11 protein-coding genes are annotated in these 13,664 nt (G+C 73.7%); 7 read left to right on the top strand and 4 right to left on the bottom strand.

The features are described from left to right. The first annotated feature begins 27 nt into the window (after nucleotides 1-27). The 3 genes from BD833_RS21140 (at nucleotide 28) to BD833_RS21130 (ending at nucleotide 2,622) form a co-directional block, all read left to right on the top strand. On the top strand, nucleotides 28-834 hold the full coding sequence (locus BD833_RS21140; RefSeq protein ID WP_166535140.1) for a segregation and condensation protein A: 807 nt from the start codon (nucleotides 28-30) through the stop codon (nucleotides 832-834). Next, complete coding sequence (gene scpB / locus BD833_RS21135; RefSeq protein WP_166535139.1) at nucleotides 831-1,673, top strand: SMC-Scp complex subunit ScpB; 843 nt, start codon at nucleotides 831-833, stop codon at nucleotides 1,671-1,673. The genes BD833_RS21140 and scpB overlap by 4 nt, the downstream gene beginning before the upstream one ends. Before the next feature lie 103 nt (nucleotides 1,674-1,776). Next, nucleotides 1,777-2,622: a pseudouridine synthase gene (locus BD833_RS21130; RefSeq protein ID WP_208092807.1), complete on the top strand. Its 846-nt coding sequence runs from the start codon at nucleotides 1,777-1,779 to the stop codon at nucleotides 2,620-2,622. Between the two features lie 9 nt (nucleotides 2,623-2,631). Here BD833_RS21130 and BD833_RS21125 read toward each other — a convergent pair whose 3' ends face one another. From BD833_RS21125 to BD833_RS21110, 4 genes are all read right to left on the bottom strand, one after another. After that, nucleotides 2,632-3,729 carry a LacI family DNA-binding transcriptional regulator gene (locus tag BD833_RS21125; RefSeq protein ID WP_208092806.1) on the bottom strand — a complete coding sequence of 366 codons (1,098 nt, stop codon included), beginning with the start codon at nucleotides 3,727-3,729 and terminating at the stop codon, nucleotides 2,632-2,634. Nucleotides 3,730-3,923: 194 nt separating this feature from the next. Next, nucleotides 3,924-4,760, bottom strand: coding sequence for a carbohydrate ABC transporter permease (locus BD833_RS21120; RefSeq protein ID WP_166535138.1), 837 nt, complete (start codon nucleotides 4,758-4,760; stop codon nucleotides 3,924-3,926). Nucleotides 4,761-4,797: 37 nt separating this feature from the next. Continuing rightward, complete coding sequence (locus BD833_RS21115; RefSeq protein ID WP_166535137.1) at nucleotides 4,798-5,778, bottom strand: carbohydrate ABC transporter permease; 981 nt, start codon at nucleotides 5,776-5,778, stop codon at nucleotides 4,798-4,800. Nucleotides 5,779-5,785: 7 nt separating this feature from the next. Next, nucleotides 5,786-7,057: an extracellular solute-binding protein gene (locus BD833_RS21110; RefSeq protein WP_208092805.1), complete on the bottom strand. Its 1,272-nt coding sequence runs from the start codon at nucleotides 7,055-7,057 to the stop codon at nucleotides 5,786-5,788. 138 nt (nucleotides 7,058-7,195) lie between these two features. Between BD833_RS21110 and BD833_RS21105 the strand changes: the two genes are divergently transcribed. From BD833_RS21105 to arfA, 4 genes are all read left to right on the top strand, one after another. Continuing rightward, nucleotides 7,196-8,467, top strand: coding sequence for an endo-1,4-beta-xylanase (locus BD833_RS21105; RefSeq protein WP_166535135.1), 1,272 nt, complete (start codon nucleotides 7,196-7,198; stop codon nucleotides 8,465-8,467). Nucleotides 8,468-8,600: 133 nt separating this feature from the next. Beyond that, entirely contained in the window at nucleotides 8,601-10,955 is a 2,355-nt protein-coding gene (locus BD833_RS21100) for a beta-xylosidase/alpha-l-arabinosidase (protein WP_243737863.1), read from the top strand. Then, nucleotides 10,955-11,953, top strand: coding sequence for an acetylxylan esterase (locus BD833_RS21095; RefSeq protein WP_166535133.1), 999 nt, complete (start codon nucleotides 10,955-10,957; stop codon nucleotides 11,951-11,953). Before BD833_RS21100 ends, BD833_RS21095 begins: the two co-directional genes overlap by 1 nt. Next, a complete protein-coding gene (gene arfA, locus BD833_RS21090; RefSeq protein ID WP_166535132.1) occupies nucleotides 11,953-13,455 on the top strand; it encodes an arabinosylfuranosidase ArfA in 1,503 nt (500 codons plus the stop codon). Before BD833_RS21095 ends, arfA begins: the two co-directional genes overlap by 1 nt. Nucleotides 13,456-13,664: the final 209 nt, after the last annotated feature.

Genomic DNA, 13,664 nt, shown 5'->3' with positions numbered 1-13,664 from the left:
GGGACGGCTCGCTCCTAAGCTGCGGTGATGACGGAAGCGCGGGCGGGTGGGCGCTTCACCGTCCGGCTGACGAACTTCGAGGGGCCGTTCGACCTGCTGCTGCAGCTGATCGGCAAGCACAAGCTCGACGTCACCGAGATCGCGCTGTCGACGGTCACCGACGAGTTCATGGCCCACCTCCGAGCGCTCGGCGACGAGCTGGACCTCGACCAGGCCAGCGAGTTCCTGGTGGTCGCCGCCACCCTGCTGGACCTCAAGGCCGCCCGGCTGCTGCCGGCCGCCGACGTCGACGACGAGGACGACCTGGAGCTGCTGGAGGCCCGGGACCTGCTCTTCGCCCGGCTGCTGCAGTACAAGGCCTACAAGCAGGCCGCCGCCTTCCTCCGGCAGCGCGACGAGGAGGCGGCCCGGCGGTTCCCGCGCCAGGTGGCGCTGGAGCCGCGGTTCGCCGAGCTGGTCCCCGAGGTGCTGCTGGACCTGACGCCGGCGCAGTTCGCCGCCCTGGCCGCCCGCGTGCTCGCGCCCAAGGTGCCCGAGCAGGTCAGCGTGGCGCACCTGCACGCGCCGGCGGTCAGCGTCGCGGAGCAGCTGCTGCTCGTCCGCAACCAGCTGGTGCGGGCGGGCACGACCAGCTTCCGGGCGCTCACGGCGGACTGCGGGCACACCCTCGAGGTGGTCGCGCGGTTCCTGGCGCTGCTCGAGCTCTACCGGCAGCAGCGGGTGGTGTTCGAGCAGCTGACGCCGCTGGGCGAGCTGCACGTGCGGTGGACCGGCGATGCGGTACCCGACCCGGCCGGAGCACCGGCCCCCGACGCCGACGAGGAGTACCGGTGAGCGAGCAGCCCCCGGACCAGGACCGCGGCCCCATCTCCTGGGCGGCCCTGGCCGCCGAGCTGGCGGCCACGCGGGAGCAGGCCGAGGCCCGAGGGGACGCCGATCCGACCGCCTGGGACGCCGTCGCCGCCGAGCTGGCCGCACGGGTCGCCGAGCGGCCGGTGGAGGAGCAGCCGGTGCCGGCCGTCCCGGCCGAGGAGGAGCCCGCCCCGGACGGCGACCCCGCTCCCGCACCCGAGCCCGAGCCCGAGCCGGAGCCCGAGCCCGAGCCGGAGCCGCTCGAGCTGCTCGACCCCGGCGAGCTGCGCGGTGGCCTGGAGGCCCTGCTGTTCGTGGTCGACGACCCCGTCGACGAGGAGACGCTGGCCGCGGCCCTGCGCTGCCCGGTCGCCCAGGTGCGCGAGGGCCTGGCCGCGCTGGCGGCCGGCTACGACGAGCGGTCGGCCGGCGTCACGCTCCGCAGGGTGGGGGAGGCGTGGCGGCTGTACACCCGGGACGAGCACGCGACCGTCGTCGAGCGCTATCTCGGCGAAGGACAGCGCAGCCGGCTGACCCAGGCGGCGCTGGAGACCCTCGCCGTCATCGCCTACCGCCAGCCGGTCACCCGCGCGCGGGTGGCGGCGATCCGCGGGGTCGGGGTGGACGGCGTGATGCGCACCCTCATCGGCCGCGGGCTGGTGCGGGAGGTGGGCAGCGACCCCGACAGCGGCGGCGGGCTCTACGCGACGACACCGCTGTTCCTGGAGCGCCTCGGGCTCCGCGGCCTCGACGAGCTGCCGGAGCTGGCGCCGTTGCTGCCGGACACGTCGGCGATGCTCGACGAGCACCCCGACGCCTGAGCGTCACGTCCCGGCCGGGTCGCCCAGGCAGCGGGCGCGCTCACTGGCGCCCGGCTCGTGCGGTGGCGGAAGGGCGCGCGGGCGGGTGGGAGACTGGACGGCGATGAACACCGCGAACCCGAACGACGAGAGCACCACCGCGGCCGGCGACGGCTGGTCCGAGGACATGGAGCTCGCCCCGGTGCACCCCGGCGACCGGGCGCCCGCCGACACCGGCGGCGACCCGCAGGGCGAGCGGCTGCAGAAGGTCCTGGCCCGGGCCGGCGTCGCGTCGCGCCGCGTGGTCGAGGACATGATCGACGCCGGCCGGATCAGCGTGAACGGCGCGCAGGTGCGGGTGCAGGGCATGCGGGTGGACCCGGCGCACGACAAGATCGCCGTCGACGGGGTCCGGCTCGAGATCCGCGACGACCGGGTCAGCTACGCCATGAACAAGCCGCCGGGCGTGATCACCGCCATGAGCGACGACCGCAACCGGCCGACCGTCGGTGACATGGTCGGCGACCTCGCCAAGGGGCTGGTGCACGTCGGCCGGCTGGACCAGGACACCGAGGGCCTGCTGCTGATCACCAACGACGGCGAGCTGGCGCACCGCCTGGCGCACCCGAGCTACGAGGTGCGCAAGACCTACCTGGCCCAGGTGTCCGGCTCGGTGCCGCGGGACCTCTCCCGGCGGCTGCGGGCGGGCATCGACCTGGAGGACGGCCCGGTGAAGGTCGACTCGTTCCGGGTGGTCGACACCCACGCCGGGCAGTCGGTCGTGGAGGTCGTCCTGCACGAGGGCCGCAAGCACATCGTCCGGCGGCTGCTGGCCGCGGTCGGGCTGCCGGTGTCCCGGTTGACCCGGACCGCCGTCGGCCCGATCGAGCTGCGGGCGATGCGCTCGGGCACCATCCGCAAGCTCAGCCGCGAGGAGCTCGGCGCCCTCCAGGAGCTGGTCGGGCTCTAGGGCCCGCGGTCAGGCCGGGCGCGGGGGAGCGGTGGACCCCCGGACGACGGCGGAGGTCGCCAGGGTGCGGTGCGGCTCGGTGAGCTCCTCGCCGGCGATGAGCGACAGCAGCATGGTCGTGGCCTCCTCGCCCATCCGCCGGATCGGCTGCTGCACCGTCGTCAGCGAGGGGTCGGCGAGCGCGGACTCCGGGATGTTGTCGAACCCCATGACCGAGAGCCGGCCGGGCACGTCCAGCCCGAGCTCGGCGGCCACCTCGAGCGTCGCCAGGGCCGAGAGGTCGTTCGCCGCGAAGACCGCCGTCGGCGGCTCGGGGCGCGCGAGCAGCTCGCGGGCCGCCGACCGCGCCAGCTCGGGCTCGAAGCCGCCGGAGCTCATCAGCGTCTCGTCCACGGGCAGCCCCGCGGCCGCCAGCGCCTCGCGGTAGCCCTGCTCCCGCTGCTGGGCCGACAAGAGGTCCGCCCGGCCGGTGATCATGCCGATCCGGGTGTGCCCCAGCCCGAGCAGGTGCGCCACCCCGAGCCGGGCGCCCTCGAGGTTGTCCGCGGCCACCGAGGGCAGCCGCGACGGACCGGTGTGCGGGTCGACGGCCACGACCGGCCCGTCGGCCTGGACGTCGGTCACGGTGGGGGTGACGAGCACGGCGCCGTCGACCAGCGACCCCATCAGCCGGGACAGCGACCGCCGCTCCCACCCCTCGCGCGCCTCGACGTGCCCGCCGGCGGAGTAGGCGATCAGCTCGTAGCCGGACCCGTGGATGGCGTCGGCGACGCCCTTGAGGACCTCCGTGCTGAACGGCTCGAAGTCCATGACCAGGACGCCGATGACGTTGGTGCGGTGGTTGCGCAGGCTCCGCGCGACCAGGCTCGCCTCGTAGCCGAGCCGGTCGATGACCCGGCTGACGTGGTCGACGGTCTCCGACGACACCCCGTACCGCCCGTTGATCACCTTGGACACGGTGGAGATCGAGACGCCGGCCTCGGCGGCCACCTGCTGCATCGTCACGCGGCCCCGGAGGGACGGTGCCGGGAGGACCGGCGTCCCGGCGCCCGGGCCCACGCCGACGCCCCGGCCGGCGACGGCGTCGCGGGATGAGTCGATCGACATGTTCACCCTCTCGTCGTCCGGACTGCCAGGGGCAGGCCGGCGGGGCCTCGACGGCCCGGTAGGTCTCGGTGGACGGCAGCCCCGCGTCGGGACTGAACCACATCCGGGGCCGGCCGTCCCCCTTCCGAGGCGGCCGGGGCCGCCGGGCACGACCGGCGGACCGGTCGGTCAGGGCCCGGCGGCGGGCGCCGGGTTCACCCCTTGACCGCCCCCTGGAGCCCGCTGACGATGTGCCGCTGCATCGCGAGGAACAGCACGAGCGCGGGGATCATCGCGATGGTGGTGAACGCCAGCACCCCGGCGGTGTCGGCCGAGTACTGGGTGGAGAAGTCGGCCACGCCCAGGGGCAGGGTGCGCGTGTCTCCCCGCAGCAGCAGCAGCGGCAGCAGGTAGGCGTTCCACGAGGTGACGAAGGCGAGGACGCCGACGGTGACCAGCGCCGGCATCGACAGCGGCAGCGCGATCCGCCAGAAGATCCCCACCCGGGTGGCGCCGTCGAGCATGGCCGCCTCCTCGAGCTCCTTGGGCAGCGCCGCCAGGAACGGCCGCAGGATCACCACGGTGACCGGGAGCGCGAACGCCGCCTGCGGCAGCGCCACCCCCCACCAGGTGTCGCCGAGCTGCAGGTCCTGCGTCACGAGGATGAACAGCGGGATGATCGCCACGGCCGCCGGGAACAGCAGCCCGATCACGAAGACCAGGAACACCGGCTCCCGGAACTTGAACTGGTAGCGGGCCAGCGGGTAGGCGGCCATCACGCCGGCGAGGACCGCCACCGCCGTGGTGATGACGGCGATCGCCGTCGAGTTGAGCGTGTACTGCCAGAAGGCGGAGTTGCTCAGGACGTTCGTGTAGTTGCTGAACACCCACGGATCCGGCAGACCGGCGGGGTCGCGCGCCAGCTGCGCGTTGGTGCGGAAGCCACCGAGTGCGCCGTAGAGCACCGGCCCCAGCGTCACCGCCACGACCAGCAACGCCACCAGGTAGACGAACGGGCCACCTCGCCCGTACGCCGTCGCTCGCCGTGCCATCAGCGTCGTTCCTCTCTCGGTGTGCGCCCGGCCGGGTTCATGCGTCCGCCTTCGTGTCGCGGCGCAGCACCAGGGCCTGGTAGGCCACCGCCATCGCGAAGCCGATGAGGAACAGCACGACCGACGCGGCGCCCGCGATGCCGAAGTTGCTGCGCTGGGTACCCATGCTGACCAGGTAGGTGGCCATCGTGGTGGTCGCGTTCGCCGGCCCGCCGCCGGTCAGGATCCAGACCATGTCGAACAGCTGCAGCGAGCCGATCATCGACAGGAAGATCCAAACGCGGATGGTCGGCGCGATCAGCGGGACCGCGATGCGGCGCTGGACCTGCCACCACGAGGCGCCGTCGAGCTGGGCGGCCTCGTACAGCTCGTCCGGCACGCCCTGGAGCCCGGCGAGGAAGAGCAGCACGGCGAGGCCGAGGTACTTCCACGTGAGGACGACGAAGACGGTGGCCAGCGCGAGGTCGGGGGTGCCGAGGAACCCCTGCTCGGGAACCGGGATCCCCACCGACGACAGCATCTTCTCGAGGACGCCGGTGCGCGGCTGCAGCAGCTGGAACCACACGACCCCGGCGATCACCTCGGCCAGCACGTAGGGGACGAAGATGATCGTCCGGAGCAGCCCGCGCGCCCTGATCCGCCGGTTGAGCAGCAGCGCGAGCGCCAGGCCCAGCGGCAGCTGCACCGCGATCGAGGCGAACACGATGATGAAGTTGTGCATGACCGCGTCGGTGAAGACCTCGTCGCCCAGGACGCGCACGTAGTTCTGCAGGCCGACGGAGTCGACCATCGGGCCGAAGCCCTTCCAGTCGTAGAACGACATCCGGGCCGCGGAGTAGACCGGGTACGCGACGAAGGTCGCCATCAGGGCCAGGGCCGGCGTCACGAACAGGACGATCTCGAGGCGCTGCCGGCGCTTTCCGCTCCGGCCGCGTCCGGTCACCCGGCGCGCGTCTGCGCCCCGGGTGACCGCTGCGCCGGGGTCGGTCGCCTCCGGCGCAGCGGTCACTCTGGTCATCGGTGGATCACTTCTCCATGTCGGCGGCCTGCACGGTCGCGTCCACGACGTCCTGCGCCGTCGCCTGGTCGGCGAACATGAGGGCGATAGCGTCGTTCATCGCCCCACCGATCGACGCGCCGAACGCGGTGTCGAAGTAGAGCTGGATGTACGGCGCCGCGTCGCGGACCTCGAGCAGCTGGGCCAGCGCCGGGTCGGAGACGGCGTCCGTGGCGGCCGGGTTGGTCGGCAGCCCCATGTCGTTCTCCGCGAACCCGGTCTGCACCTCGTCGGAGAGCAGGTAGTTGACCAGGTCGACCGATGCGTCGGGCGCGTCGGTCGAGACGGCCCACGCGTCGCCACCGCCGAGCTGGGCCTCGGGGTCGCCCTCGCCACCCTCGATCTCGGGGAAGGCGAACCAGCCGGTGTTCTCGCCCAGGCCCGCGCCGTCATCGGTGAGGCCCTGCATCACGCCGGGCTCCCAGTGTCCGGCCAGCTCCATCGCGACCTGGTCGGTGGCCAGCAGGCCCGAGGCCGAGCTGGCCCCCTCCTGCGCCGGCGTGGTGAGGAAGCCCGGGTTGAAGGGCTCGGTCGCCAGCAGCTCCTCGAGAGTCTCCCCGGCCTGCACGAAGCACTCGTCGGTGAAGTCGAGGCTGGTGACCGCGTCCTCCAGGACGTCCTGGCCGCACGCCCGCAGCGCCGTGTAGTACCAGTAGTGGGCGGCCGGCCACTTGTCGCCCGCGCCGACCGAGATGGGGACGATGCCCGCGGCCTTCAGCTTGTCGATGGCGGTGTAGAGCTCCTCCATCGTGGCCGGCGGCTCGGTGATGCCGGCCTGCTCGAAGAGCGCGGTGTTGTACCAGAAGCCCACGACGCCGAGGGAGAACGGCAGCGCGTACGTCTGGCCGTCCACCTGCCACCCGGAGACGCTGCCGCCGAGCTTCTCGATCGTCTCGTCCGCCTCCTGGGTGAGGTCGCGGACCAGGCCGGCCTCCACGTGGTCGGCGAGCTCGCCACCGCCGCGCTCCATGTAGACGTCCGGCACGTCGCCGCTCTGGAAGGCGGCCGCCAGCCGGTCGACCATGTCCTCGTGGGCCATGGCCACGACCTCGACCTCGACGCCGGGGTTGGCGTCCTCGAAGTCCGCCGCCACCTGCTCGTAGTAGCCGCGTCCGGGCTCGTTGTTCGAGTTGTGCCACCAGGTGATGGTGTTGTCGTCGCCTCCTCCTCCGGAAGCGCTGGTGTCCTCACTGCCACCGCAGGCAGTGGCCGTCAGCAGGACCGCGCTGCTGCACAGCACCGAGAGAGCTGCTCGCCCCGAACGCCGCATGTCTGAACCCCTTCGTTCCTCCGCACGCCGTCGTGGCGTGGAACACGTTCCGAGAACGTGACAGCCAGGGCTTGCGCTGTCAATCGTTGTCGATAACGATTTCGCGCCATGACCCCAGCAGCCGCCGTCGAGGCGGTCCGGTGCTCCGATGCCACGCTCACCGTGCGGCGCGCGGACGGTTCGCCGTGCGCCGACACCGAGGTGCTGGTCGAGCAGGTCCGGCACGACTTCGCCTTCGGGAACATCGGCTTCGACTTCGTGGGGCTGGCCGGCGAGGAGCGGGCGGAGGCCCCGGCGGACGTGTTCGGCGGCGCCGGCCGGGAGGCGGCCGGGCAGCTCGTGGACCTGTGGCTGGACGTGTTCAACACCGCCACCCTGCCGTTCTACTGGGCGGGCTTCGAGCCGGTGGAGGGCGAGCCCGACACCCGGCGGCTGCAGGCCGCGGCGGCCTGGTTCCGCGACCGCGGCGTGACGGTGAAGGGCCATCCGCTGGTCTGGCACACCCTCGCCCCGGACTGGCTCACGGGCTACTCCGACGCCGAGGTCGAGGAGATCGTGCGGTGGCGCGTCCGGCGGGAGGTCACCTCGTTCACGGGGCTGGTCGACGTCTGGGACGCGATTAACGAGGTCGTCATCATGCCGGTCTTCGCGAACGAGGAACGGCCGAACGCCATCATCAGGCTGTGCCGCCGCATCGGCCGGCTCCCCACCATCCGGCTGGCCTTCGAGGAGGCGCGCCGGGCGAACCCCGGCACGACGCTGGTCCTCAACGACTTCAACCTGTCCACGGCCTACGAGTGCCTGATCGAGGGGGTCCTCGAGGCCGGGGTGCAGGTGGACGCGATCGGCCTGCAGAGCCACATGCACCAGGGCTACTGGGGGGAGGAGCGGACGCAGGAGGTCCTCGACCGGTTCGCCCGCTACGGGCTCCCGCTGCACTGGACCGAGACCACCCTGGTCTCCGGGGACCTGATGCCGCCGGAGATCGTGGACCTCAACGACCACCAGGTCGACGCGTGGCCCTCCACGCCCGAAGGCGAGGAGCGGCAGGCAGATGACATCGTGCGCCACTACCGGACGCTGCTGGCCCACCCCGCCGTCCAGGCGGTGACCTACTGGGGGATCACCGACCGGGGCGCCTGGCTGGGCGCCCCCGCGGGCCTGGTGCGCGCCGACGGCAGCCCCAAGCCCGCCTACGACGCCCTGCGCGGCCTGGTCAAGGACGAGTGGTGGCTGGCGCCGACCCGGCTGCCGACCGATGCCGACGGCCGCGTCGCCGTGCGCGGCTGGGCCGGCGACTACACGGTGACGGCGGGGGACGGCATGGCCTCCTGGCGGCTGCGACCCGACGCGCCGACGCCGGAGGTCATCCTCGCCTGACCGGCGCACCACCCCGGGCGGAGCAGGATGCTGCCGGCGCAGCACCGGCCGCGGCCCTTCCCAGACACCGGCGGCTCCCCGGACCGCCGCTCTCCCGAACGACGACACAGGACGGACTTCCGCAGGCATGGTCATGAACGTCGACACCGGCTCCGCACTCTGGCGCGACCCGGACCTCTCCGCCGAGGACCGGGTCACCGACCTCGTCTCCCGCATGACGCTGGAGGAGAAGGTCGCCCAGCTCTACGGCGTGTGGGTGGGTATCGACGCGACCGAGGGCGAGGTCGCCCCCCACCAGCACGAGATGGCGGCCGCGCCGGTCGACTGGGACGAGCTGGTCCGCAGCGGGCTGGGGCAGCTGACCAGGCCGTTCGGGACGGCACCGGTCGACCCGCTGCTGGGCGCCAAGGGCCTCGCGGAGAGCCAGCGGCAGATCATGGCGGCCGGCCGCTTCGGCATCCCGGCCCTGGTGCACGAGGAGTGCCTCACCGGGCTGGCGGCCTGGACGGCGACCGCCTTCCCCTCGCCGCTGTGCTGGGCGGCGAGCTTCGATCCCGAGCTCGTGCAGCGCATGGGCGCCCTGATCGGGGAGAACATGCGCCGGCTCGGTGTCCACCAGGGGCTCGCCCCGGTGCTCGACGTCGCCCGGGACATGCGCTGGGGCCGGGTCGAGGAGACCATGGGCGAGGACCCGCACCTGGTGGGCACGATCGGCAGCGCCTACGTCCGCGGCCTGGAGTCCAGCGGGATCGTGGCCACCCTCAAGCACTTCGTCGGCTACTCCGCCTCGCGGGCGGGGCGGAACCTCGCGCCGGTCTCCGCCGGACCCCGGGAGATCGCCGACGTCTTCCTCCCGCCGTTCGAGATGGCGCTGCGGGCGGGTGCGCGGTCGGTGATGAACTCCTACACCGACATCGACGGGGTGCCCGCGGCGGCCGACCCGGCGTTGCTGACGACGCTGCTCCGCGAGACGTACGGCTTCACCGGCACCGTCGTCGCCGACTACTTCTCGGTCGCCTTCCTCCAGACCCTGCACGGCGTCGCCGGCTCGCCCGCGGAGGCCGCCGCGCGGGCGCTCGAGGCCGGCATCGACGTGGAGCTGCCCACCGTGGCCTGCTACGGCGAGCCCCTGGTGACGGCGGTGCGCGACGGCGCCGTGGACGAGGCGCTGGTGGACCGGGCGCTGCGGCGGGTGCTGCTGCAGAAGTGCGAGCTGGGCCTGCTCGACGCCGACTGGTCGCCGGACTCGCCGGCGGTCCTGGGCGGGGAGGTGGAGCTGGACTCCGAGGAGTCCCGGGCCGTCGCCGGGGAGCTCGCCCGCCGCTCGGTCGTGCTGCTCACCAACGACGGCACGCTGCCCCTGCGGCCCGGGATGCGCCTCGCGGTGGTGGGCCCCCGCGCCGACACCGCCCAGGCGATGCTCGGCTGCTACTCCTTCCCGATGCACGTCGGCGTGCACCACCCGGAGGTGGCCGTGGGCGTCGACATCCCGACGCTCGCCGACGCCCTGCGGACCGCGCCGGAGGCCTACGACGTCGTCGTCGCGGAGGGCTGCCCGGTCGTGGGCGGGGACGACGCCGGGATCGCGGCGGCCGCCCGTGCCGCCGCCGAGGCCGACGTCTGCGTCGCCGTGCTCGGCGACCAGGCCGGCCTCTTCGGCAACGGCACCTCCGGCGAGGGCTGCGACGCGGTGGACCTGCGGCTCCCCGGCCGCCAGGAGGAGCTGCTCGAGGCGCTGCTCGCGACGGGGAAGCCGGTCGTGCTCGTGCTCCTCTCCGGCCGCCCGTACGAGCTGTCCCGCCAGGTCGACCGGCTCGCCGCCGTGCTCTGCGGCTTCTTCCCCGGCGAGGAGGGCGGCCCGGCGATCGCCGACGTCCTCGGTGGTCGCGTGGCGCCGTCGGGCCGGCTGCCGGTGAGCTTCCCGCGGGCGGGGAGCAGCCAGCCGGCCACCTACCTCGCCTCGCCCCTGGGGCGGAAGACCGACGTCAGCACGGTGGACCCGACGCCGCTGTTCCCGTTCGGCCACGGGCTGGGCTACGGCGCCGCGACCTGGGGGCCGGTCCGGGGGCTGACCGGCTCCGAGTGGTCGACCGACGGGACCAGCGAGCTGTCGGTGGAGCTCCGCAACGAGACCGACCGCGAGGTCACCGAGGTCGTGCAGGTGTACCTCCACGACCCCGCGGCGGAGGTCGTGCGGCCGGTGCAGGCGCTCCTCGCCGCCCGGCGGGTCGACCTCGCGCCCGGCTCCGCCGTCACCGTGCGGTTCGCCCTGCACGCCGACCTCACGTCGTTCACCGGGCGGGCCGGCGCGCGCATCGTCGAGCCGGGGGCGGTCGAGCTCCGGGTGGGCGCCTCCAGCGGCGACGTGCGCGAGGTGCTCCGGCTGACCCTCTCCGGCGACCGCCGCACGGTCGGCTTCGACCGGCGGCTGCACCCGGAGAGCGTCGTCGAGCAGCGCGGCAGCGCCATCGGGCAGAGCGGGACCTGATGCCGCAGACCGACCTGCCCCTGGAGGACCTGCGGCGCTACGCCCCGCGGCTGCCGGCACCGGCGGACCTCCAGGAGTTCTGGGACGCCACGCTTGAGGAGGCGGGGCAGTGGCCGCTGGACGCCTCCTGGACGCCGGTCGACTCCGGGCTGGTGACGGTCGAGACCTTCGACGTCGCCTTCGCCGGGTTTGGCGGGCACGAGGTGCGGGCCTGGCTGCACCTGCCCGCCCGCGCGCTGCGCGGGGAGGAGCCGCTGCCCGCGGTGGTCCAGTACCAGGGCTACAACGGCGGGCGCGGCCTGCCGCATGAGCACGTCTTCTGGGCGTCGGCTGGGTTCGCCTCCCTGGTGGTGGACACCCGCGGGCAGGGCAGCGGCTGGACCGTGGGGGACACCGGCGACCCGGTGGGCTCGGCGGCCGCGCAGCCGGGGTTCCTGACCCGGGGGGTGGAGTCGCCGCAGGAGTACTACTACCGGCGGGTGCACACCGATGCCGTCCGGGCTCTGGAGGTGCTCCGGGCGCACCCCGCGGTCGACCGCGACCGCGTGGCGGTGACCGGGGTCAGCCAGGGCGGCGGGCTCGCGCTCGCGGTCTCGGCGCTCGCTCCGGGCGTGCGGGCGGTCATGCCCGACGTGCCGTTCCTCTGCGACTTCCCGCGCGCCACCCGCATCGCCCCCGGTGACCCGTACGGCGAGATCGTGCGGTACCTCAAGGCGCACCGGGACCGCGTGGACCAGGTGTTCGCGACGTTGAGCTACTTCGACGCCGCGGTCCTCTGCCGCCGGTCGTCGGCCCCCGCGCTGTTCTCCGTCGCCCTCATGGACCAGATCTGCCCGCCGTCGACGGTCTTCGCGGCGTACCACGCCTACGGCGGCCCGAAGGACATCACCGTCTACCCGTTCAACGACCACGAGGGCGGGGAGGCCCACCAGCGGCGCGCGCAACTGACGTGGCTGCGCGACCGGTTCGGGCGGCCCGCGCGACCGGCGGCCGGCTGATGCTGCGCGCACGCCTCACCGTCGACCCGGCGCGGACCGTCGGTCCGGTGTCCCGGCGGCTCTTCGGCGCCTTCGTCGAGCACATGGGGCGCGGGGTGTACGGCGGCATCTACGAGCCGGGGCACCCGACCGCGGACGAGGAGGGCTTCCGCCGGGACGTGCTCGAGCTGGTCGCGGAGCTGGGCGTGACGACGGTCCGGTACCCGGGCGGGAACTTCGTCTCCGGGTTCCGCTGGGAGGACGGCGTCGGGCCGCGGGAGTCCCGCCCCGTGCGGCTCAACCTCGCGTGGCACAGCACGGAGACCAACGAGGTGGGGCTGCACGAGTTCGCCTCGTGGCTCGACCAGGTGGGTGCGGAGCTCATGCTCGCGGTCAACCTCGGCACGCGCGGCACGCTGGAGGCGCTGGACCTGCTCGAGTACGCCAACCTGCCCTCGGGCACGACGCTCGCGGAGCAGCGGATCCGCAACGGGCGCCGCGAGCCGTTCGACGTGCGGATGTGGTGCCTCGGGAACGAGATGGACGGCCCGTGGCAGCTGGGCCAGCGCTCCGCGGAGGACTACGGCAAGCTCGCCGCCCGCACCGCCAAGGCCATGCGCCAGCTCGATCCCGGGCTCGAGCTCGTCGCCTGCGGCTCGTCCGGTGCGGGGATGCCGACCTTCGGGGACTGGGAGCGCACCGTCCTCACCCACGCCTACGACGACGTCGACTTCATCTCCTGCCACGCGTACTACGAGGAGAAGGACGGCGACCTCGGTTCCTTCCTCGCCTCGGCGACGGACATGGACCGGTTCATCGAGACCGTCGTCGCCACCGCCGACCACGTGCAGGCGGTGCGCCGGAGCGGGAAGACGATGCAGATCTCCTTCGACGAGTGGAACGTCTGGTACCTGTCCCGGGTGCAGGGGGACCTCGCGAAGCGGATGGACGACTGGCCGGTGGCCCCACCCCTCAGCGAGGACGCCTACACGGTCGTGGACGGCGTCGTCGTCGGCAGCCTGCTGATGTCGCTGCTCCGCCACGCGGACCGGGTGACGAGCGCCTCGATCGCCCAGCTGGTCAACGTGATCGCCCCGATCGGCGCCGAGCCGGACGGGCCGGCGTGGCGCCGGTCGACGTTCTTCCCGTTCGCGGTCACCTCGCGCCTGGCGCGTGGCGTCGCCCTCCAGGTCGGCGTCGACGGCCCCCGGTACGACACGGCGCAGTACGGCGAGGTACCCGTCGTCGACGCCGCCGCCACTGCCGACGCCGGCCGGGTCGCGCTGTTCCTGGTGAACCGCTCGCCGACCGACGAGGTCGAGGTCTCCGTCGACCTCGCGGCGCTCGGCGCGCGCACGGTCGAGGAGGCGCTGACGCTCTCCGACCCCGACCCGCACGCGGCCAACACCGCCGACCGGCCGGAGCGGGTCGGGCTGCGGCCCGACGGCCGGGCCGCGGTGGAAGGCGGCGCGCTGCGCGTCGTCCTGCCGCCGGTCTCCTGGACGGCCGTCTCCCTCTCCTGACCGCGGAATCCCCCTACCGGCGCGGCGTCCCCGCCCCAGCCGGACAGCCCCAGACCCGGCGACGAGGCCGGTGGAACAGAGGAGCACACCATGGCAACGGTCACCTACGAGCAGGCGACGCTCGTCTACCCGGGGGCGGACCGCCCGTCGGTCGACGGGCTCGATCTGGAGATCGCCGACGGCGAGTTCCTCGTGCTGGTCGGCCCCTC

Source organism: Blastococcus xanthinilyticus (assembly GCF_008124835.1).
Classification (GTDB): Bacteria; Actinomycetota; Actinomycetes; order Mycobacteriales; family Geodermatophilaceae; genus Blastococcus; species Blastococcus xanthinilyticus.
The sequence above is the reverse complement of the archived record's forward strand: the minus strand, read 5'-3'. Positions and strand labels throughout refer to the sequence as shown.